The 20,810-nt window shown below is 41.8% G+C and carries 19 protein-coding genes; 14 read left to right on the forward strand and 5 right to left on the reverse strand.

Translation table 11 applies throughout. From position 1 onward, the window contains the following. Positions 1-9 precede the first annotated feature (9 nt). The gene (locus tag BXO88_RS05480) at positions 10-903 is read right to left on the reverse strand and encodes a LysR family transcriptional regulator (protein ID WP_078036741.1); all 894 of its coding nucleotides are present in this window, start codon (positions 901-903) and stop codon (positions 10-12) included. A gap of 213 nt (positions 904-1,116) precedes the next feature. On the opposite strand from BXO88_RS05480, the gene BXO88_RS05485 reads away from it, so the two are divergent. The 10 genes from BXO88_RS05485 to BXO88_RS05530 all read left to right on the forward strand — a co-directional run bounded on the left by BXO88_RS05485 (position 1,117) and on the right by BXO88_RS05530 (position 11,883). Beyond that, on the forward strand, positions 1,117-1,791 hold the full coding sequence (locus BXO88_RS05485) for an RraA family protein (protein WP_078036742.1): 675 nt from the start codon (positions 1,117-1,119) through the stop codon (positions 1,789-1,791). A gap of 206 nt (positions 1,792-1,997) precedes the next feature. Then, complete coding sequence (locus BXO88_RS05490) at positions 1,998-3,851, forward strand: hypothetical protein (RefSeq protein ID WP_078036743.1); 1,854 nt, start codon at positions 1,998-2,000, stop codon at positions 3,849-3,851. A 184-nt stretch (positions 3,852-4,035) separates the two neighbouring features. Next, positions 4,036-5,586, forward strand: coding sequence for an AAA family ATPase (locus BXO88_RS05495; RefSeq protein ID WP_078036744.1), 1,551 nt, complete (start codon positions 4,036-4,038; stop codon positions 5,584-5,586). Positions 5,587-5,740: 154 nt separating this feature from the next. Continuing rightward, a complete protein-coding gene (locus BXO88_RS05500; protein ID WP_139355518.1) occupies positions 5,741-6,412 on the forward strand; it encodes a hypothetical protein in 672 nt (223 codons plus the stop codon). A 25-nt stretch (positions 6,413-6,437) separates the two neighbouring features. Next, positions 6,438-7,286, forward strand: a complete 849-nt coding sequence (locus BXO88_RS05505; RefSeq protein ID WP_078036746.1) for a Type 1 glutamine amidotransferase-like domain-containing protein — start codon at positions 6,438-6,440, stop codon at positions 7,284-7,286. 102 nt (positions 7,287-7,388) lie between these two features. Continuing rightward, entirely contained in the window at positions 7,389-7,676 is a 288-nt protein-coding gene (locus BXO88_RS05510; RefSeq protein ID WP_206099966.1) for a hypothetical protein, read from the forward strand. 59 nt (positions 7,677-7,735) lie between these two features. Beyond that, complete coding sequence (locus BXO88_RS16470; RefSeq protein ID WP_078036747.1) at positions 7,736-8,362, forward strand: hypothetical protein; 627 nt, start codon at positions 7,736-7,738, stop codon at positions 8,360-8,362. Beyond that, positions 8,362-10,086 carry a clostripain-related cysteine peptidase gene (locus BXO88_RS05520; RefSeq protein ID WP_078036748.1) on the forward strand — a complete coding sequence of 575 codons (1,725 nt, stop codon included), beginning with the start codon at positions 8,362-8,364 and terminating at the stop codon, positions 10,084-10,086. Before BXO88_RS16470 ends, BXO88_RS05520 begins: the two co-directional genes overlap by 1 nt. 217 nt (positions 10,087-10,303) lie before the next feature. Continuing rightward, the gene (locus tag BXO88_RS05525) at positions 10,304-10,789 is read left to right on the forward strand and encodes a flavodoxin domain-containing protein (protein WP_078036749.1); all 486 of its coding nucleotides are present in this window, start codon (positions 10,304-10,306) and stop codon (positions 10,787-10,789) included. A gap of 116 nt (positions 10,790-10,905) precedes the next feature. Next, positions 10,906-11,883 (forward strand): prephenate dehydratase, encoded by a 978-nt coding sequence (locus BXO88_RS05530; RefSeq protein ID WP_078036750.1) that lies wholly within the window; start codon positions 10,906-10,908, stop codon positions 11,881-11,883. Here the strand turns inward: BXO88_RS05530 and BXO88_RS05535 are convergent. Next, positions 11,861-12,505, reverse strand: a complete 645-nt coding sequence (locus tag BXO88_RS05535) for an alpha/beta hydrolase (protein WP_242945160.1) — start codon at positions 12,503-12,505, stop codon at positions 11,861-11,863. The two genes, BXO88_RS05530 and BXO88_RS05535, sit on opposite strands and share 23 nt — an antisense overlap. After that, on the reverse strand, positions 12,489-13,094 hold the full coding sequence (locus BXO88_RS05540) for a TetR/AcrR family transcriptional regulator (RefSeq protein ID WP_078036751.1): 606 nt from the start codon (positions 13,092-13,094) through the stop codon (positions 12,489-12,491). The genes BXO88_RS05535 and BXO88_RS05540 overlap by 17 nt, the downstream gene beginning before the upstream one ends. Positions 13,095-13,297: 203 nt before the next feature. On the opposite strand from BXO88_RS05540, the gene BXO88_RS05545 reads away from it, so the two are divergent. Then, on the forward strand, positions 13,298-14,992 hold the full coding sequence (locus tag BXO88_RS05545; RefSeq protein WP_078036752.1) for an AAA family ATPase: 1,695 nt from the start codon (positions 13,298-13,300) through the stop codon (positions 14,990-14,992). Between the two features lie 135 nt (positions 14,993-15,127). On the opposite strand, the gene BXO88_RS05550 is transcribed toward BXO88_RS05545, so the two are convergent. Together BXO88_RS05550 and BXO88_RS05555 are read right to left on the reverse strand one after the other, a co-directional pair. Continuing rightward, a complete protein-coding gene (locus BXO88_RS05550) occupies positions 15,128-16,258 on the reverse strand; it encodes a hypothetical protein (protein WP_078036753.1) in 1,131 nt (376 codons plus the stop codon). A 47-nt stretch (positions 16,259-16,305) separates the two neighbouring features. Beyond that, the gene (locus BXO88_RS05555) at positions 16,306-17,058 is read right to left on the reverse strand and encodes a serine/threonine protein kinase (RefSeq protein WP_078036754.1); all 753 of its coding nucleotides are present in this window, start codon (positions 17,056-17,058) and stop codon (positions 16,306-16,308) included. Positions 17,059-17,111: 53 nt separating this feature from the next. Between BXO88_RS05555 and BXO88_RS05560 the strand changes: the two genes are divergently transcribed. The 3 genes from BXO88_RS05560 to BXO88_RS05570 all read left to right on the forward strand — a co-directional run bounded on the left by BXO88_RS05560 (position 17,112) and on the right by BXO88_RS05570 (position 20,809). Beyond that, positions 17,112-17,573, forward strand: a complete 462-nt coding sequence (locus BXO88_RS05560) for a hypothetical protein (RefSeq protein ID WP_078036755.1) — start codon at positions 17,112-17,114, stop codon at positions 17,571-17,573. A 95-nt stretch (positions 17,574-17,668) separates the two neighbouring features. Continuing rightward, positions 17,669-18,673: a hypothetical protein gene (locus tag BXO88_RS05565; protein ID WP_078036756.1), complete on the forward strand. Its 1,005-nt coding sequence runs from the start codon at positions 17,669-17,671 to the stop codon at positions 18,671-18,673. 351 nt (positions 18,674-19,024) lie between these two features. Then, complete coding sequence (locus tag BXO88_RS05570; protein ID WP_139355519.1) at positions 19,025-20,809, forward strand: hypothetical protein; 1,785 nt, start codon at positions 19,025-19,027, stop codon at positions 20,807-20,809. Position 20,810: the final 1 nt, after the last annotated feature.

The raw sequence follows: 20,810 nt of genomic DNA on the forward strand, positions 1-20,810 counted from the left end.
TCCCTTGACTCACATGATCGAATCCAGAAGATCAAGGAACAGTGAGAGAGGACGGTCAGGGGCAGAATGCTTTTTCCAGTAAACTCTTGCTTCCATGCCGGAAGAGTGGGTGAGTTCAGGACAGTCCAGAGGGACGAGCTTCAGGTTCTCACGACAGGCTGATGCAGGGAGGAAGCCGCCGCCGAGTCCCTCCTCAATGAAACGGGACACCATAAATATCTGGGAGCTCCTGAGAACCACCTTCAGATCATAGCCACGTTCGCTGAAGATATTTTCGATGGTTCCGGAAAGGGGAAAAGCCTGATCGAACAGAATGAGAGGTTCCTTCGAGATCTCTTCAAGTGTTATAGTCTCCTTGCCTGCAAGGGGACTTTTTTCACTTACACAGTACTCAAGGATAGAGGGCTTTATCTTTTTTGTTTCAAATCTTTTCTTCCAGAGGCTTTCCTGAGAATAATTCTCTACAGTCAGTACTGCATCAAGCTCATCCTCATCCAGTTTCTGAAGAAGGTTCCATCCGGCGCCCTCTGAGATCTCGAGATGTATGGAGGGATAGCTTTCAGTGAACTTTCTGTAAATGAGAGGCAGGGATTCGCTGCCGATGATGGTGGAGTAGCCGAGGCGCAGATAGTCAGTGCTTAAAATACCTGATTCGATCATGGAGCTCATCTTGTTGTAATGCTCCATGATCTTTTTTATTTCGTCCCTTAGTTTCCTTCCGGCTTCTGTCAATGTAATATGGGTTCCCTTTCTCATGAAAAGGTGAGTAGATGTTTCCTGCTCCAGCTCCTTGATGGCAACGGACAGAGTTGGCTGGGAAACGAAAAGCTCTTTTGCGGATTTACTCAGATTTTCCGTTCTGCAAACTGAAAGGAAATACTTCATCTGTTTTATGGTGATCATGATCTCGCCTCTTTTTGATTTTCTTTTTTAATAGGTGCTAATATTATCAGAATATAGACAATCACTATAATAAATGTAAATTGTACTCAATACTATTAATAAAACTAATAGTATATAAAAAACCTGTATTTTTCAAATGAAAAAATAGGAATTATAGTATGACACCGTAAAGAACGCCAAACAGAGTTTTATATATAATCAAGGAGAAAATATATGTCTATAGGATGTCAGATAATAACAGATTTCAAGAGACCTGACAGGTCACTTGTTGAGCTTTTTGAGGGACTTCAGGTTGCAGATCTGGACGACAACATGTCCAGAACTCAGGCGGTTTTTCATAAGATCTCATCATTCACAGGAAAGACTGTTGTAGGTACAGCATTTACAATTAAGCTTCCTCACGGAGACAACCTTATGTTCAGAGCAGCCCTTAAGTATGTTAAGCCGGGGGATGTTATCGTTATTGATGCAGGTGGATTTGAGGACAGAGCCGTTATCGGTGAGGTCACAACAAAGTATGCCATGAAGGCAGGTGCTGCAGGAATCATCTGTGACGGTGCTCTTCGTGACAGTATGGTGCTTTCAGAGCTTGATTTCCCTGTCTTCGCAAAGGGTGTAAGTCCTAACGGTCCTTTCTTCAACGGTCCGGGAGAGGTCAATGTCCCTATAGTTTGCGGTGGACAGCTGGTTAATCCTGGAGATATCGTAGTAGGAGATCAGGATGGAATCGTCTTCATCAAGCCGGAGCTGGCCGAGGAAGTATATAGAAACACTATAAAGACAAAGCAGAAGGAAGAGCTTCTTCTCAAGGAACTTGAGGAGACAGGTTCCATGACACAGACTTTTGTCTGGGAGAGACTTGAGCAGATCGGCTGTACTATCGTCTGATGATTGAAGACAGTCCGTGATATCCAAAGTTAAAACGTGAGCGTCCAGAGCACATAGAGTATCGAAATGTGCTCTGGTTCGCCCACGTTATTTTTTTTGAAAAAATTGCCGACTTTATATACATAAGTATGCGAAAAAATCATATTGGGTTTTCATGAGATTTTTTGGGAAAAATGCCCATAGAGAGCAGAAAGGGAGGGCTCATAATGATAAGAAGGAACTTATGTAAGATAAAAAGGCTGACGGTGACCGTACTGACTGTTTCTTTAAGTACCGGTGTCTCTGTGCCGGCATTGGCGGCTAATGTCATAGCGGTGACAGGATATCAGCATGGTGAATCCATAGAGGCTGAATCTGTAAGTTCTACTGACGGTTCACCGGCGGTCATGGTATCGATGAGTGCCGGTGATGAGGTTACAGTGGATATCAAGGGTGATGTTGAAACCAGTGGTGACAGTAGTTCGTGGCAAAATATATCAGGTGTGATTGCAGCATCTTCCGGTAAAGATGCGGACAATGTTTCAAAGGCTGATGTCAACATTGGCGGGGAAGTATCTGTGACAGTGAGTTCAAATAAACTGACTATCGGCATAAATGCGTCAGCTGAAGACGAGGCAGTTACTGAAGTCAGTGCTAAAAATGTAGATGTTGAAGCTGTCGATAATGATTATGGAGTTATAGCCGGAAGCTATAATAAAGGAAAAACAACCGTAGAAATAGAGGGTGATATAAGAACTGTTTCGTCTTCAGATGCAGCATTCGGTATATTTCCGTCAAGTGATACCGGTGGAACGACAACCGTGACGGTCGGTAATGATGTTGGTGTTAAAGCTTATGGAAATGCTGAGGGAGTCTTTGCGAAGGTTCAAAGCGGAACAACAAAGGTTGATGTATCAGGCAGTGTGATGGCCGAGACAGATACGGATCTGGCAATAGGAGTGTTTTTATATACCGTAGATGGAAATGCCTCTGCAACTGTTATGGGAGATGTCGTTTCATCAGGTCCTGATGCAGATGGGGTGGATCTGTGGTCTAATAATGGAGATATATATGCATATATTGGAGGTGATGTCGTACAGAAAGGACAGGAGGGCCAGGCTGTACAGATAAACAAAATGGCTGATGACACCCATATTGAGCTCGTAGTGAATGGCACGGTTTCAGGCAGCGAGCATAATCTGGTATTTGAAAAGACTGGTTCAACAGAGAACATAGACATAACGGTATGGAGGGTCGATACATCCGGCGGTAAAGCTGTTGCGGAGAACATGATGCAAGATGCAGATACAGGAGAAATTGAGTATAGCAGTGCAGAAGGGGCTGAGAAGCAGATAAACTATATCATAAAGACTTCTCCAAGCATCTCTGTCAGCGGAAACGGCAGATATATAAGCGGCAGCTATACTGATAATCAGGATAAAACAGTTTATCTCAAGGTGGATATCCCCGCAGGACACATGGCTGAATTCTATGATATCAACGGAAACAGCAATTACAGGATCGTGTCTGACGGTAACGGAAACGCTTATCTGGTTGTTCCCAGAGGAGGCGGAGTTGAGGTCGGTGTCAGACTGACAAAACTTTCAACTGATACGAATTCAGATGACGGATCGGACACAGGTAATAATAAAAAAACTGCAAACACCTCGGATCATATGACAGCGCTTTCGAAAGAGGTCATGGGATTACAGATAATTACGGTAAATTCTGCAGGAACATCCCAGGTACAGAAAGTTTCTGATGTACTAAAGCCTGTAGACACGTTAACAGCCATCAATAATTTTTCATCGGATGTAAGCACCATGGGGACAGATAACGTAAAGGGAGCAGGTGTGGTAAGCTTCAACGGTCTGTTTGCAGACTCAGTCTCCGATACAGTAGATGTTCCGGTGAGTGCAGGTGTGACCATCGGAGAGACATATAAGGTATTGTTCAGTGATGGTACAAGTGTACTTGTTTTATGCACTGCGGAAGGTATATTGAACATTCCTTTTGCAAAAAATGCAGACGGACTTACGTATATCATATATGGACAGGAGCTGTCCCCGCAGGTCAGCTGAGTTTTGTCAATTAAAATACAGCATATCTCTGTTCACACTATGTTATGTGACTGGAAAGCGAAAGTATGTTAGTATAGGCAGATAGAATGATGGTCTGATCTGGTACTTTTGATTCAATTGTCAGGCACTAATGTCAGCAGGAAAGGGGAAATCGATTTTTATCGATTTATAGGCGGGCGCATATATGGCGGACAGGATATTTGACTTTAACAGTAGTACGATGGTGAATCCGAAAGCAGAGGAAGATAAGGCCGGAACATCGGCACCTCATGCATTCAGGGTGATGGTCAGTGACAGCAAAGTGCTTTGCCCTGAGACTCCCATCATGGTTCTTATGGAGGGGGAAGAAAAGCTTCCACGGCATGCGGTTGGAGTTTTTATAAATCCACTGAGAGGGAATTCCTTCGCTTATACGGGAGGCACGGTGGAGGCTAATGTCAGCGGCCAGGACAAGGATGGCAGAGACCTGAATCATCGGATCCTCACCATAGACAAGAGATTTGTGGAGCTTGAGAAGTGGCTCGGAGAGAACCATGTATCCGTGAAACTCACCGGAGAGAGCCGGGAGGAAGGATACTGTGTTTATAAGATACGCGCAGTGAATCCGAACGGCTCCGGTATCCAGACTGAACGTGACAGATTCCTTCAGATGGTGATAGCGAGACTTTCAGAGAGTGAGGCACCTGAGGATACGGATATGGAGGATGAGCCCGAAGATTCGGGGCAGCAGGATCTCCGTGACCTGAACTCCATGCTCAATTTCCTTGCCTGCGCGAGACACACACTTCCGAAGAACATGCAGGCATGGGCGGATAGAAGCATTAACCTCATCAAGTCCCAAACCATAACTCCTGAAGAGCGTCGTCACGCGGAAAGAGCTCTCCAGATGGTGCTGAACATACATTGGAAAGGGGAGTATTTCGCTTCCATAGATCCTGTCAGGGCAAGGCAGATCCTGGATGAAGAGCTGTTCGGTCTCGAGCGTGTAAAGCAGCGCATCATGGAGACCATCATCCAGATAAACAGAACCCACACACTTCCTGCCTACGGGCTTCTCCTTGCGGGACCTGCGGGCATCGGGAAGTCCCAGCTTGCCTACGCTGTAGCGAGGATCCTGAGACTTCCATGGACCAGCCTCGACATGAGTGCCATCCACGACTCGGAGGCGTTGACCGGTAGTCCCCGTGTTTATGCCAATGCCAAGGCCGGGCGCATAATGGAGGCATTTACACAAAGCGGCTCCAGTAATATAGTTTTCATAATAAATGAGCTGGATAAAGCCGATAAGAACAGTGTGAACGGAAATCCTGCGGATGCACTTCTGACACTGCTTGATAATATCGGATATACTGACAACTACATCGAATGCCGTATCCCGACCAACGGGGTATATCCTGTGGCTACTGCCAATGATAAGTCCAGAATTTCAGATCCTCTTATGAGCAGATTTGCGGTTATAGATATACCGGATTACACGCCGGAGGAGAAACGGATCATATTCAGGAAGTTCTCACTTCCGAAGGTACTGAAGCGAATGGGCATGAGACCGGAGGAGTGCGTAGTCGAGGACAGGGCCATAGATGTGATACTGGAAAAGTATCGTGACCAGACCGGATGCAGAGATCTGGAGCAGGCGGCGGAACATCTTGCGGCCAATGCGCTTTACCAGATCGAGACCACCGGAGTGAAGGATGTGACATTTGACGCCCATACGGTGAGAAGGCTTCTGTTTTGATAAATATACCGGTGGAGACATTTGCATACATAGTACTTCCCTTGCCGCTTCAGGTAGGGTATCATATCTACCAGTCGGAGGCTGAAAGTGCCTTAGATAGAGTAAAAAGGAGGAGAGGCCTGACGGGGGATCCGCCGGGCCTTGATTGTTTGGAATGGAAAATAAGAAATTCAGAACGGCGCTGTTTATTCACATCATGCTGGTGGTGATGGAGCTGATAGGCTTTAATTACACTTTCGGAGTTCATGACGGATTCAAAATGTTCATTTATTATACCGACAGCTCCAATTTTTTATGCCTTATAGTGAGCGCGATCTTTACAGTGTTCATGCTTCCGGCGCTGTCCAAAGGCAGAACCAGCGGCTTCGTTTCCACATATATGATGCAGCATTATAAGGGCTCATCTGAAATGCCGCGTTGGATCAGCATGATCAGATACATCTCTACATGTTGCTTAATGCTTACATTTCTGGTGGTGCTTTTTGTTCTCGGACCAAAGAAGGGTTTTGAGGATCAGCTGCTTAAGGGAGTACATCCCATCGACCATGTGCTGGCTCCGGTCTTATCGCTGCTTAGCTTTCTGTTTTTAGAGACAGCTGAGCCGCTGCCGAAAAAGGCTCCTGTTTATGCCGTCATACCGACACTGATCTATGCCGTGATACTTATAGCTATGAATGCAGCTGGACTTGCTGACGGACCTTATTTCTTCCTTCGCGTGCATGAGCAGTCACCGGTTAAGTCAGTGTTATGGACCATGGCTATTCTAGGAGTAAATTATCTCGTTTCATGGCTCGTTATGAAGGCATACAACAGCATGAAAAAGTAACTTTTTCATAGGAGGAAGTTTTTAAATGATCATATATCTGACATCTACCCCGGGCGGGTTCGATCGAAAGACTGGCTTGCCAGAAAAACTTGATAATAGCAATAATTTCGTGGACAGACTGAAGGAGGACTGGAAGGATCACAGCAAATGTCTTCTTATCTCTTCGGATCCTAAAGCGGCAGAGATGAACAGCGCCATAGCACAGACTTACCTTGATGCCTTTAACCAGTCAGGACTCAGCATGGACATGATAGATGTTCTGGACGAAAGGGATGAAAAGACTGTAGAGATCATCGGATGCTACGATGTGGTTATCCTTGCGGGAGGACATGTACCCACAGAGAATGCCTGGTTCCGGAAGATAAATCTGAAGGAGAGGATCAGAAGCTTCAGAGGTATAATCATTGGCATAAGCGCCGGTACCATGAACTGCGCCGATGTGGTTTATGCCCAGCCGGAGCTTACAGGTGAATCAAAGGATGCGAACTATGAACGCTTCATAGAGGGACTTGGGCTCACTGAGACCAATGTCATTCCCCACTACAATCAGACCATAGATTCAGTTCTTGACGGCAAGAAGCTGTTTGAGGAGATCACTTATCCTGACAGTATGAACAGGGCATTTTACTGCCTGACTGACGGTGCCTACATCAGAAAGGATACAGGGGCAAACAAGGAGATGCTTTACGGTGAGTCTTATCTCATTGCAGACGGAGAGATAGGGCTTATCTGTAAGAACGGCGGAGAGTTTGAGATACCTGTGAGAGCAGATGTGAGGAAGCCGGCATTTTTGGTGGCAACAGCGCTGACTGTTGGCAGTCTCATAGGAGCAGCTATAACGAGATACGTTTTGAAGAAGCTGGATGAGAAGTGATCTTGTGAGGGTCGGCAGGTCAGGGTTTATTTTTTAAATATAAAATTATCAGGGAGTATGATTACATAAATTTTGGGAGATGTTTTACAATGGGAGGTAATTATGGATGTTGAGACAGTAATGGCGGCACTTAGAAAGAAGGCTCTGGCAGACAAAGCATTCAGACAGAGGCTTTTAGACACGCAGAAGGAGAAAAATCCTTTATCGATTTTTTGCGATATAGCATGTAGTGAGGGCTATGAGCTGTATGAGATGGATATCCTCACATACGGCGAAGAATTCTACGCAGCTATCAAGAGGTCCACAAACGGCGGCGGAGAGAATTCTCCAAAGCTTGAGGGGCAGGATGACTATTATGATATGTTCATGGCAGAGCTTGCAGGTATGTGAACATAGATATAGAATATACGCACAAAATTATGAGGGCTATATAAGATCGGAGGTTGATTATGGGTGTGAAGATGGAATTTCCCGATGAGTATATGCAGATACTTAAATCATATACAGAACAGAATGATGTAACGATAGAGACTGCGATAGCAGATACGCTTGAATTTTTGGAGCTGAAGAACGAGTCCTTCAGCCACTATCGTGTGGCTATAGAGAATCCTGAGAATTATCTGAATGATCCTGATGAGCTCAATGCAAAGGCTTTGAGACAGATATACATGGATCTTTTCGGAGAGGATACAGTGGGCGGTATGGTGCGCTGCTATTACAATCCGGACAGACTCAATGTACTTCTCATGGATATTCAGTATGATGATTCGGTGACATTGTGGAACGTGATAGAGACATTCCATAACAAGATTCCGGGTATGGAGCTTAGTCAGGATATTCTCTCTCTGTTCTATGTGCATGATCGTTTTGATGGAAGCCATGACAAAATAGTAGAGATGATGGAATGGATGCTGTCAGATCATGAGGATGACGGTTTCGAAACAGCCGGATACTATGAGACCATTTTTGATGAACCGGACGATGAAGAGTTCTTTGATGACGAGGATTTCGGTGATGATGAGTTTGAAGACGAAGAATTCGACGATGACTTTGATGATCAGAAATTCGAAGAATAATGTGGAATGAAATAAAGAAAATAATAATTTTCATACTGGCATCTCTTGGTTTTATGTTCATCATCCTGCTTCTATGGCCGGATGATGAGGAGCAGATTTCAGAACAGACTGCGGTAGAGCAGAATGTAGATGAACGGGATACTGATGACCGGAGTGATAATCATCAGAGTGGAGATCATCAGAGTGTAACTGATGGCTTTCAGACTGAGACGGATACGGAGAATATCAAAGAGCAGATCAGTAACTCGGGTGCCCCGGATATAAATGTGGATACCGTTTCTGTTGATACAGGTGCCAGATCTGCTACCATCATGGTCTATGTCAACGGCTCGGATCTTGAGTCGGAGGCAGGAGAGGCGACGGAAGACATTTCCGAGATGATAGCTTCAGGAATAGGTGATAATGTCAATGTCATCGTGCAGACTATGGGGACGAGACACTGGCAGAATTACGGTATATCTTCAAAAAGTGCCCAGACATACAGGATAGAAGATGGTGAGTTCAAGCTTATTAGAGACGGGCTTGGACAGCTTGACTGTACAGATAAGAGAACTTTGTCTGAATTTATCGATTTCTGTAAAACCGGGTATCCGGCGGACAGGTACATGTTCCTGTTCTGGGATCATGGGGGCGGGCCTGTATACGGCTTCGGGTATGATGAGTGGCAGTCTGAGACTGATAGCCTCACGATCGCCGAGATGGCAGAAGCCTTTTCGGAGAATGATGATGTTCATTTCGATATCATTGGCATGGACTGTTGTATCATGGCCAGCATGGAGACCTGCTATGCTCTGGCACCATACTGTAAGTATGCCCTTTTGTCGGAGGACTTTGAGTCGGGACTCGGCTGGAACTACACCGGATGGATGGAAGAGCTCGAGAGAAATCCCGGGATGGCTACCCCGTTGCTCGGGAAGCGGATAGTAGATGCTGTTATTGCCGATAATGAAAGCAGTTTTGGCGGCGGTTCTGCCTGTATGGGGCTTTTCAATGTGGCGGCCTCCAGGGATCTTTATGAGGCGTGGAAGGCTTTTGCGTATAAAAACGAGGCGGCACTTCTGAAGAAGAATTACAGTAAGGCTCACAAGGCAAAGGGAAGAGGCTTTTTTGATAACTGGGGATATGATTACAGCAGTGTAACTCTGTCGGATTACTATATCAGTGATATCCTTGCGCTGGTGGAAAGCATTGACAAAAACAGTGATGAGGCGAAGAAGCTTATCTCAGCTTTGAAGGCGGAGGTGGCGTACTTTGGGCATACATCGGATAAAAACGAACTGACCGGACTTGCGGTATCGCTTCCGTATGGAGATTACGAATTTTATAAGCAGCTGAAAGAGGTTTACAGTGATATCGGTCTGGATGCGGAGTATATAAACTGGCTCGAAGGTTTCGTGAGCAGCTCCGGCTATAATGATTACTATGATTATTATGGCTTTGAGAACAACTGGGGCGGCTGGGGAGACTACGAGAGTGAGTATGGCTGCAATATCAGTAACGGCGGTTCCTGTCAGTATGGTTATGACTATAGCTCATGTTATGATGGCTCCTGCGATGAGGATGGCTGGATCTATGATTATGACGAGGAGATCTGGTACAGCTATGAGGATGGAGAGCTTTACCTCTATGATGAGGATACGGATACCATGTTCTATTACGATGAGGACTGCGACTGTCTGTATTGTTATGATGAAGCAAGTGACAGTTGGGAATACTGTGAGTGAAGGTATCAGTTGAACTGATTTATATAATGTCAGATGGCGGAGCGTGAGGTGCTCCGCCATTTTTGTTATATATTTGTGTTGACAGTGGGAATAAAGTGATAAATCAATCAAAACAATGTAAAATCAGCAATTTAAAGTGTCTGAGAAAAAATCAGGCCTTAAGAGTGTATAGTTGTATTTGAAGATATAAAAATTATTGAAAAGGAGTAGGAGCAAAATGAAGACAGCTATTATTTATGCATCATCACATCATGGTAATACCAAAAAGCTGGTAGATGCCATAGCAAAAGAGAATCAGGTCGATGCCATAGACATCATCAGTGAGAAGGATGCGGATATTTCGGATTATGATTTTATCGGAATCGCATCCGGTATAGTGTTCAGCAAGTATTATCCGCAGATTCTGGAATATCTGGAAAAGAAGCTTCCGGCGGGCAAGAAGGTCTTCTTTATCCATACAGCCGGAGATCCGAGAGAGAATCAGAATGGATCTGCAAAGAAGATAACTGATGAGAGGGAATGCGAGTATCTGGGGACCTATTTCTGTAAGGGATTTGATACCTTCGGACCTTTTAAGATCATAGGAGGTATCAACAAAAAGCACCCGGATCAGTCTGATATAGACGGAGCAGTGAAGTTTTTTGATGGAATAAAGCGTAAATATATATTCCAGGTATATCCGGTGTCGTATGAATGTAATTAAGTCCGTCTGCAGTCTATGATATGGTAAGAAAAAACAGCTCAACTTCACAGATTTAAGATATACTTACTAGTGGCTTTTTTAAAAAGCGGTATGAAGTGAAGAGTGAGGAAGAGTAAATGAAGAAAAGAATGATTTCGATTTTTATGTCTGCTGTTTTACTTACAGGAGCAATTAGCGGCTGCGGTTATGATGCAGTTCCGGGTATCGGGAACACTGTGCAGGAGACAATAGCTGAAAGTCAGTCAGAGGGGAATGCAGTCAGTGGTGCTTTTACAGAGGAAGCAAAGGTCAGTTTTCTGGGACCTGCCGGGACTTATACAGAGGAGGCGACTCAGTTTTTCTTCAAAGAAAGAGGCACATTTATTCCGAAAGAAACCGTGGCAGACGCTATTTCAGATGTTGTGGCAGGAGAGGCGGACTATGCCGTGATCCCTCAGGAGAATACGCTTGGTGGAGCCGTTACAGGATATGTTGACGCTCTTATCGCTGAAAAGAGTGTTTATGTAGTCGGAGAAGTGATACTTCCTATAAGTCAGACACTGATGGGAGTTGAAGGTGCTGCTATCGAAGACATTAAAACTGTGTGCTCGCATGCACAGGGAATAAAACAGACAGAGAAGTGGCGTGCAGAACATATGCCGGATGCGGATGTCACAGAGATGGCAAGTACCGCGGCAGCGGCAAGTTATGTTGCGGAGCAGGGAGATAAGACTATCGCTGCCATCGCTGCTCCCGGAGCAGCAGAGCTTTACGGTCTGACTGTAATTGCTGAAAATGTTCAGATCACCGATGCGAATAAAACAAGATTCTATGTTCTTTCGAAGAATCCCATGGAGGGTGATGGAAATGAGCGTGCGCTGTTTGTGGCTGATTGTGAAGCAAACAGGATCGATGACATTATTCTAGCCATACATGATGCAGGACTCGAAATGGTAACTATCCATGACAGACCTGAGGGCAGCAAGCTGGGAAGATACAACTACATCATTGAAACCGAAAAGCCCGGAGGAGTTACAAAAGAAGAGATCGAAGAGGTCTCCGGGCTGGAAGGTATCCGTTTTCTCGGCAGCTTCAACGCTGTTGAGAAGAAGTAAAACAGCGGGCAGTGGCGTCAGTTATCCACTTATCTAAAAATTCCATCTGTTCTTTTGTGTGAAACCAGTGCTCACCTCCCTGCATGACAGTGAGGGAAGCATTGGTTTTTTTTATGAAGTGCTCGATGGATTCAGCGGTAGACAGTTCGTCCTCTGAGCCCCGGAGGATATCAGTGGGAACAGTCCATTTTATGGGGTGCTCCCTCACGTAGCAAAGATACTCCCATGACAGTTCTTCACCGAAGTCGGTTTTAATGGTCTTTTCACGTTTCAGGTCTTCTTCGGTTACATTTGCCCATGTCATCATATTCAGGATGAGCTTTTCAAGGTCAACCATAGGAGAGATGAAGTAGGCGTGGCTCAGCTTTTCACAGATGTCAGCATTCATTGAATAGAAAGCACCTATGCTGTTTGCGATCAAGAAGACATGGTCATAGCGGGCCGCAAGTTCTGAGACAGCGTTCTCAATTTCCAGATTGGTCTCCCAGGGAAGATCGGTGTGATAATCAAGTCCCGTAACCTCCGCATCCGGGAAGAGAGCTTTATAGTGTTCGGCTTCTGCCGCGTTGCCGCCTTTTCCATGAACATAGAGAACGGCGATTTTTTTATTCTGCATATTCATTTTTGCCTCCATGATAACGATCCTTTCGGATCAGAATATTTCGGATGTGTTCTGTGACCGATTGAAATGTCTCCGGTTCCATCCGTATGATCTGGCTCCACATTCGGATACCCTGATAGGAGAAGAGGATCACATTCACGATCTCACCGACATTCACTTCTGAGAATTCACCGCGTTCGATTCCATAGCGGATCAAGGCAGTCCATTTTTCTTCCCAGATTTTGTTAAAACGTTCCATCACATCGGAGCCCGTCACTTCCGCGTATTCATACATCGCGATACTCAGAGAGTCTTCGGGATGTTTCATCTCATCATCCATAAGCAGAAGGGCACTCTCTAAAATTTCAGTGGCAGAAAGTCCCTTCGAAATCTCGCCATGAAAATCCATAGCGTCTTTTGCGGTGATCTTTTCAAGAAGAGCCTCAAACAGTACCTCGGTACCTGAAAAATGACTGTACAGTCCGCCGCGGCTCAGATCTGTCACTTCGCATACATCCTTCATGGTCACCTGCTTGAATCCTCTTTTTGCAAACAGAGGATAGACCCGATCCAATATCATTTCCTTTGTTCTCTCAGCTTTTCCTGCCATCTTTTTATCCCACTCCTTTTTCGACACCTGTGTCGATTTAGATTATAGACACGCGTGTCGATTTTTGCAAGAGATAAAAAAGAAAAGGCGGTTGCGATTGTGTGAGCATTGTCCGAGTGATAGTATAAACGTATATATGAAGTGAATTCTGCTCTTTGGAAATAAAGGGCAGTACCGGAATCCATCAGGAAGGACGAGATAGCATGGCGATCAATATAAGGACATCGTATGATAGTTTCAGAGAGTTAAGGGAAAACAATTCATATTATGTTGACAAGACAGATATCATTGAAGAGTATCTGATCCATAAATTTGATAAGGCGGTTCTTTTTGCCAGACCTCGTCGATTTGGTAAGACATTGACCATGACGATGCTGAGGGACTTTCTGGACATACGGCAGGATAGCAGGGATATATTTGCCGGACTGAATGTCATGAACTGCCGTGATGTGGTTGAAGGATACATGAATAAGTATCCGGTAATCTTCATTTCGTTGAAGGAGATATATGGAGAAGAGTCGGACAGCATTTTTTCTAATCTGAAACTTGCGGTTTCGGAATTATGCAAGCAGTATCCTGAATTGATCAGGAATGAACTTCTTGAGGAAGAAGACAGGAAAATCCTCAGTAAATTAAGAGATCAGGAGGCAAATGAAGCAAACACGATAGCATCCCTCGGTTTCTTGGCCAGACTTTTAAAGAATTACTATAAAAAGCAGGCATTTGTCATAATTGATGAATACGATGTTCCGATGGCAAAGGCTATTGGGACTCCTGAATATGACAGAGTACGGGACATGATTGAACACATGCTCAGTTTCGTATGTAAGACAAATGATAATGTTAAGGCCGTAATCCTTTCAGGGTGCCTCTATACTGTGAAAAACAGTACATATACCGGTGTCAATAATATCATACCCTACACTGTGCTTTCACCGAACTATGCTTCTGCCATAGGTTTTACTGATGATAATGTAAAAACATTACTTAAAGACGCCGGATTGTCTGACCGTTACGAGACTGTATCAGAATGGTATGACGGATATATTTTTGGAAGAGATAAAATGTACTGCCCATGGGATGTGCTGTCATATGTCAGATCTGTACTGGATGGCTCATATAGTGAGGCTATGGGGCCTGAAAGCTATTGGGTAAATACATCGGAGACGTCATTGAATATCATAAGAGGTTTCCTTGGAAAAACCGCTGATATCGATGAGAGCTTTGAAAGACTTTTGGCAGGGGATACGATTGACTGTACTGTAAATGTTAATCTGCCTTATCACAGAATACATGAGAGCGGTGAAAACCTCTGGTCGGTACTTGTTGAAACAGGATATCTTTCGAAAGCTGTTACCGAAAATATGCCATTGATGCCCCTTCGGATACCTAATAAAGAAATACAGGTGGTATTCAGAGAGGAGATATGGAATTATTTCAAAGACAAGGTAGACAATGTTTTTGTAAAAGATTTCGTAAGTGCATTGTGGACCGGAGAAATACAGAGAGCAGAAGCGGCACTTAATCAGATACTGGAGGCAACATTATCTTTTTATCATGAATACCGTGAGTACAGTTATCATCTAATTCTGGATGGATTTTTCACAGGTTTGGGATATATAGTGCATTCTGAAAGAGAGACCGGATACGGAAGAAGTGATCTGATAATTCAGGATCCGGCAAAAAGCAGATGTATCATTATCGAGTTAAAGCATGTTAAGGATGAAAATGAACTGGAAAAAGCTTTAAAGGAGGCAGCAGGACAGATTGTAGAGAAAAAATATGAGAGCGGGCCCAGATATGAGGGATATACAACACGTTTGAAGTATAGTATGGCCTTTTGTGATAAGAAATGTCTTATTTCAGAGGTATCCGGGTTTGCCGGGAAGAGTTTATGAGTGCGGAAAAGCATAATAGTGTGTAAACAGACAGGAGGGGCATCGCCCCTCCTGTAGTTGTACATAACTGATGAATGTAGTTTTTTTTATATGTAATAATGATATTGTCATGGGAACTCAGGAAAAATACAGAGTTTATCCTGCGGATTTTATAATGCTCTCAAATGAGGATGTATCGTCCAGAGCCCTATTGGAAGTTTGTACCATCATGATATAGTTGTTGTTTCCTGTGAGTCTGTTGTAGAAGATAATAATAAATCCATCTATTTCATGCCCTTCAAAAACGTTAAATCCTTTATTGAGAAATCCGTTGATTTTAAATCTGAATCCATGTTGACCGGCAATTTTCAGTTTGGAACAATCTGAAATGGTTATATTTTTATAGAATCCTGATGCAAAGGTTTCTGCCAAATTCTTGGCGAAAGTATCATCCATCTCTTTACTACCGATAGTCTTATAGAATGTTATGGAAGCTATATAGTCACTTTGAGTATCCTGATCTATGAAAGAGGAGGTGTCATTCATACTGTCAAATTCATCTTTTACATCCATAAATGTTTTTGGGAGAATATAGGTAATATTATCTAAAGTATAATTTATGGTTCCATCCATATTCATGGTTGCCATGGGATCATTAGTTTTGGGTATCTTTGTGAGATATTGTTCCGGCTCGACGTTCAGCCGTGTGAACAGCTCAGTATTCCAATTGGTGCTATCCGATTTAAATATTAGTTCCTTTTCATCAACTTTTGAGAATATTGTGCAGTGCAGTCTTGAAAGCTCTATATAGATATTATCATCTTTAATATACCAAGGGCATGCCAATTCAGTGTATTGGATAGTGATGCAATAATAGTATGCAAGGCCGTCCGAGTTTAGTACAAGGATTTCATGGTCATCGCCCGCATAAACACCGCAAATGTCAATATTATCTTCATTTGAGGTGATTGTCGTTTCTTCCACGGAAGTGGATACTGTAGTTGTTTCCCGTGTGGCTGAGTATGTGTCTGTCGGAGTATTATCAATGCTGGTTTCAACAAAAGCCTCCGGTATAAGAGATTCTGATTTTGTTTTAAAAAATGAAAATGCCACAAAAACCATTATCATAATAAATACAGCACATATGATCAGAATCGGAGGCTTTTTAGTATGATTATCAATTGCTTTGTTTGCAAAATATTGACCGATTTCAAAACCGCATTCAGGACACTTTTCTAAATCTGCGGAACATCTTGTTCCACAAATTGGGCAGTTAACTAATCGCATAAGATTTACTCTTTTTTTATACTATTCCCACTGCTACGGTGGGAGCATTAATAATTCCTGTTGTTATAATTAGTTATAGATAGAATACATTGAAGCTTTTGCAAAGCTTTCTTTAGTTGAGAGGCTGATTGGTACCTATCTTTTGGATTCATTTCAAGACATTTATTAATAACAGTTGAAAGTTTTGCTGACTTTTTTTTCGAGTGAACATTATCATTTCCTGTTAGTGTCTTAATTAGATTTCCTACAGCATATATGTCTGTCTGACATGAGGAATTACCGAAACCGAATTGTTCCGGGGCTGCATAGCCTTCGGTGCCAATGAGTCTGGTATCGCGTTCTTTTTCGGTGATACACTGACGGGCGGCATTTAAGTCTATCAGGATGATTCGTTCGTCTTCCGTAAGAATTATATTTGAAGGCTTAATATCTCGATGAATCAGAATAGGTTTTTGTGAATGTAATTCAATAAGAATGTCACATAGTTTTATTGCGTAGGATATGGCATCGATTTCTGAAACTGAACCGCACAGATCAATCACTTCCTGTAGAGTATCACCGGAAATGTATTCTTCTATAATGGTGAGAACTCCGTCATGTTGATACATGGCATAAAGGCGAGGAATATTTTTGATGTGATGTCTGAAAAGCTGCTCATAAACATTGAGATTGTATACGGAAAGCGTTTTTTTAAGATAAACTTTCTTTGTATCAATGTGCTGGACATAATATATCTGATGCTCCTCACTGAGGGTGGCAACCTCTTTATAAAAGGAAATTGGCAATGAACTGTCAAACATAATATAACCTCACCTATTTATTATCTAAGTATAACACAGTAAAGGGGAGTGCAATGTATAAAAAGACCACAAAAGAATTGGAAGAGATACTTGAACATACTCATCCAAAGGACATTTTGGATTATGTAAAGAATAATGAAGAGGATCTTCTTGATGGTGACAGGAACTTTATGAAATATATGAACGAAAAGCTCAGGGAGAAGGGGCTTCAGAAACAGGAAGTGCTTCTTAGGGCGGATATTTCGCAGGGATATGGATATAAGCTGTTATCAGAGGAAAAGGTAACTAAGCAGAGAGATATTATCCTGAGAATCTGTTATGCTGCAAATTTTTCACTTAAGGAAACGCAGCAGGCACTTAAGATTTATCACATGGATACGTTGTTTGCCAGAGATCCGAGAGATGCATTACTCATGACATTTTTTAATGAACATCCCGGGAGCATCATTGATATTAATGAGATGCTTCTTGCCAACAAAATGGTGCCGCTAAGATCCAGTGGAGTACATGAATAAAAGTATTTTGTAGGATAGTTGGTTGATCTTTGACACTTCTGAAATTGTTCTAAGGAAAAAATAAATTATCATTCTTTAAAAAGAAAGGAGTTGCTATGAAAAAGATAGTTTTTATTTTGATACTCGGTAGTCTTTCTTTACTTATGGCTTGTGGTAATAAATCTAGTGAAACAAGCTTTGATGCGAATGGAAACGATAAACAATCAGCTACGGGTAATTCAGGGAAAACTCAAAATGGTGATTTTGTTCCGCTGGAACCTTTTAAAAAGGATGCGACAATTGAAGAAACTGTCTTGTTTGATAAAAATGATTTAAAAATTACTGCTATATCACTCACGTATGGAAATTACTCTGCAGATTTGGGGCTGAAATTTGAGAATAATAGTGATAAAAATATGAGTTTTATAGCTCAATCTTTAGGATATTCTCGAAATGCCATAAATGATTCTATGATAAAGGATGGTTACGTTAATGTTGATGTAGCCGCCGGTGAGTCTGCAACTGACACAATGAGATTCAATTATAATGAAATGATGCTTTCGGGGATTTCCGAAATAGGAATTATACAAACTGGGTTCAGTATTAGTGATGATGATTATAACGACATTTATACCGGGACTTTAGAGTTAAAGACCACAGCAGCAGATACAGTTGAATCCAGTACTAACAATTTTCGTAAAAACATGCAGAGTAAGGCACTTCAATACACTTATAATATGACACTGGACTACTTCTCCGATGAAGAATTATACTCATCAGCCGGTATTTCAATTATAACTGAGGTTTTAATTACAAACAAAGACGGTAAGCAAACATTGATGATTGAAGAAAAGAATGATACGGAAATGGATGCCAGGATTTCTATAAAAGATATAAAAATTAATGATCAATTGGCTTACGAGGGAACGTGGAGCTCTGAAATTGTCACTGCCGGGAAACGAACCATTGAGGATATAGGTATAAATAGTGTTCTTAAGGAAGAGAAAAAATCAGAATTAGGAATAGAAGATGTCGAAAGTATCGGATTCACTATTGAAGCAAAGAACTCAGATAATATGGTGATGTCCGAGCCGGCAGAAGTAATCGTAAAAATAAGGTGAGACAATAAAAAATTGAAGGAATACTAAGGGGCTGTCACATGATGGCCCTTTTGTTGAAAAAGAAAATAAATGGGCTTTAAAAACATTGCTCTGTAATAATTATTCATAATGATGTAGCTTCAAACCATAATAGCAAGAGTCTTTACTGTTATAGTTAACCTAGGATTTGACGATAAAAACATTGGGGTAATGAGAATTTATAATGATTATATTTCCAAAGATATTTGATGATTTTAATGGATTAGAAATTAGATAAGTACTGTAGAAAGGTTATAGTTGTAAGACAATTGCATCAAAAGTAGTAGAGAAAAGCGTACCGGATAAAGGATTGCGTGGTGGAGGTGTTTTTGTATGAATAGAATTAAGCGATTAATTATAAGTATTGTCTTGACCACATCGTTTGTCGTGATGAGTTTAGGAAGTACTATAGCTATGGCAGAAGAAGCTGCAAATTTAACAACACAGCAGAGTAATGCAATTGAGATGCTCAACTATATTACTGTGCTCACTCAGGACATCAATACTTCGAAAAACAGCCGTATCTACATGGAAAATGCGTATTCTACACTTATAAATAATACATATCCAAATGCGGTTGACAGCAGAACATTAAGTCATTTGACAGGACTGCTTGATACGATGGAAAGCTATCGAATGATTGATGTTAAGCGTGAACGTCTGCAATATGTTTATGAACAAAGTCAGGCACAAGCTATGAAAGCAGCTATACCTAATCCAACAGGACTATTAAGCACTGTTCATTCTTTTCATCCGGCTAAATTGATAGGATCTGTTGTATATATGGCAATGGATTCGGCGATGAATTATATTGCATATAAGTCAGAAACTGAACAAAAGTTTTTAAAGGATGGATGGGCTCTTGATGATGAGGAAGCAAAGGTACTTCATGAGAGCAGAAAAGGAACTTTTAGCTACATGGTAAAGATGGTTAATGAATATAATCTTCCGGGCGATTTGACATTGACAGAAGATAGTGTAAAGGACCTTGTAAATTGGAAGAACAATTCTAATATTGTTGGCAGAATTCAGTTTTTGGAATCAAATAAAAAAACATATCAAGCATATGGCGGATACTGGCTTATCAGAGCAGAGAGCTACTATAAGAATGATGATTATAAGAAGTGTCTTAGCGATGTTGAAACATATGAAAAAATGGGTACTCGTATATTTAGACGAGATTATGAATATGCAAAGATACTACCTTTAGCAATAGCATCAGCAAAAGAAACAATGAAAAAGGATGAGTATGCCAAGTATGCAAGTGAAAAAGCACAGGTGATCGTGAATAATACTGATCATGATGATTGGGCTTTAAGGTATTTTGCTGCCCAGACTTTTGTGGATATATATGCCGAAACAAAAGATAAGATATATTTACAAGATGCATATAATATTGTTGTAGATAATGTCAACTATCTTTTGTCAGAGCAGAAAACTCAAAATGAAGAGTATCTAAAAGAGGTATCTGATAAAGCCATACCAAAATCCGCAACAAAAGAAGAGAAAAACCAGATAGAAGAATATAACAAAATGCGTAAGGAAGCCAGAAAGGTGGAGTTAGCACCGATTTATGAACCACTTAGATTGAATTTAGATTTATTATTCGCCATAGCTGACGAGCTTAAGATATCAGCTTCCGATAAGAAAAAAATTGATAAAATGTTGCATCCAAACGCTGAAGCAGTATTTCTTGTTGAATCGGTTGAAAATAATTACTGGTTTGATAAGAATGGATCATCAACGGCAGATAAAGATATGAATGTATCAATATCAAAGGGGAGTATGGTGCTTCCTGCATCTATATTGACATCAGATTCAAATATAAAAGTATCGGTTAAAGATGGAAATATGACTAATGTTTTTACAGACTGGGTACTTAAAGAGGTTGAAAGAGATACAGAGAATGTTATTTCAACCCATAAAGCTGAATATACCAGCAAAACCTCTAAGGATTATGGTTGGAAAGCTGATGAAACAATCTCAATAGATGTATCATATAAGGGATCATCAAAAGGATCACATCATTTTGAATTTAAAACAAAAGGAAATAAAAATGAATGGTTCGAGTATTTAAAAGTATGGGAGAGTGATGTGCTGTTTGAAAGGGTGAAATAAT

Origin of the sequence: Oribacterium sp. C9, assembly GCF_002007235.1 — a bacterium.
Lineage (GTDB): Bacteria > Bacillota > Clostridia > Lachnospirales > Lachnospiraceae > Oribacterium.

Coding starts and splice junctions, on each gene's coding strand:
- BXO88_RS05480 (WP_078036741.1), bottom strand. CDS start 903: ATGATCACCATAAAACAGATGAAGTATTTCCTTTCAGTTTGCAGAACG.
- BXO88_RS05485 (WP_078036742.1), top strand. CDS start 1,117: ATGTCTATAGGATGTCAGATAATAACAGATTTCAAGAGACCTGACAGG.
- BXO88_RS05490 (WP_078036743.1), top strand. CDS start 1,998: ATGATAAGAAGGAACTTATGTAAGATAAAAAGGCTGACGGTGACCGTA.
- BXO88_RS05495 (WP_078036744.1), top strand. CDS start 4,036: ATGGCGGACAGGATATTTGACTTTAACAGTAGTACGATGGTGAATCCG.
- BXO88_RS05500 (WP_139355518.1), top strand. CDS start 5,741: ATGGAAAATAAGAAATTCAGAACGGCGCTGTTTATTCACATCATGCTG.
- BXO88_RS05505 (WP_078036746.1), top strand. CDS start 6,438: ATGATCATATATCTGACATCTACCCCGGGCGGGTTCGATCGAAAGACT.
- BXO88_RS05510 (WP_206099966.1), top strand. CDS start 7,389: ATGGATGTTGAGACAGTAATGGCGGCACTTAGAAAGAAGGCTCTGGCA.
- BXO88_RS16470 (WP_078036747.1), top strand. CDS start 7,736: ATGGGTGTGAAGATGGAATTTCCCGATGAGTATATGCAGATACTTAAA.
- BXO88_RS05520 (WP_078036748.1), top strand. CDS start 8,362: ATGTGGAATGAAATAAAGAAAATAATAATTTTCATACTGGCATCTCTT.
- BXO88_RS05525 (WP_078036749.1), top strand. CDS start 10,304: ATGAAGACAGCTATTATTTATGCATCATCACATCATGGTAATACCAAA.
- BXO88_RS05530 (WP_078036750.1), top strand. CDS start 10,906: ATGAAGAAAAGAATGATTTCGATTTTTATGTCTGCTGTTTTACTTACA.
- BXO88_RS05535 (WP_242945160.1), bottom strand. CDS start 12,505: ATGAATATGCAGAATAAAAAAATCGCCGTTCTCTATGTTCATGGAAAA.
- BXO88_RS05540 (WP_078036751.1), bottom strand. CDS start 13,094: ATGGCAGGAAAAGCTGAGAGAACAAAGGAAATGATATTGGATCGGGTC.
- BXO88_RS05545 (WP_078036752.1), top strand. CDS start 13,298: ATGGCGATCAATATAAGGACATCGTATGATAGTTTCAGAGAGTTAAGG.
- BXO88_RS05550 (WP_078036753.1), bottom strand. CDS start 16,258: ATGCGATTAGTTAACTGCCCAATTTGTGGAACAAGATGTTCCGCAGAT.
- BXO88_RS05555 (WP_078036754.1), bottom strand. CDS start 17,058: ATGTTTGACAGTTCATTGCCAATTTCCTTTTATAAAGAGGTTGCCACC.
- BXO88_RS05560 (WP_078036755.1), top strand. CDS start 17,112: ATGTATAAAAAGACCACAAAAGAATTGGAAGAGATACTTGAACATACT.
- BXO88_RS05565 (WP_078036756.1), top strand. CDS start 17,669: ATGAAAAAGATAGTTTTTATTTTGATACTCGGTAGTCTTTCTTTACTT.
- BXO88_RS05570 (WP_139355519.1), top strand. CDS start 19,025: ATGAATAGAATTAAGCGATTAATTATAAGTATTGTCTTGACCACATCG.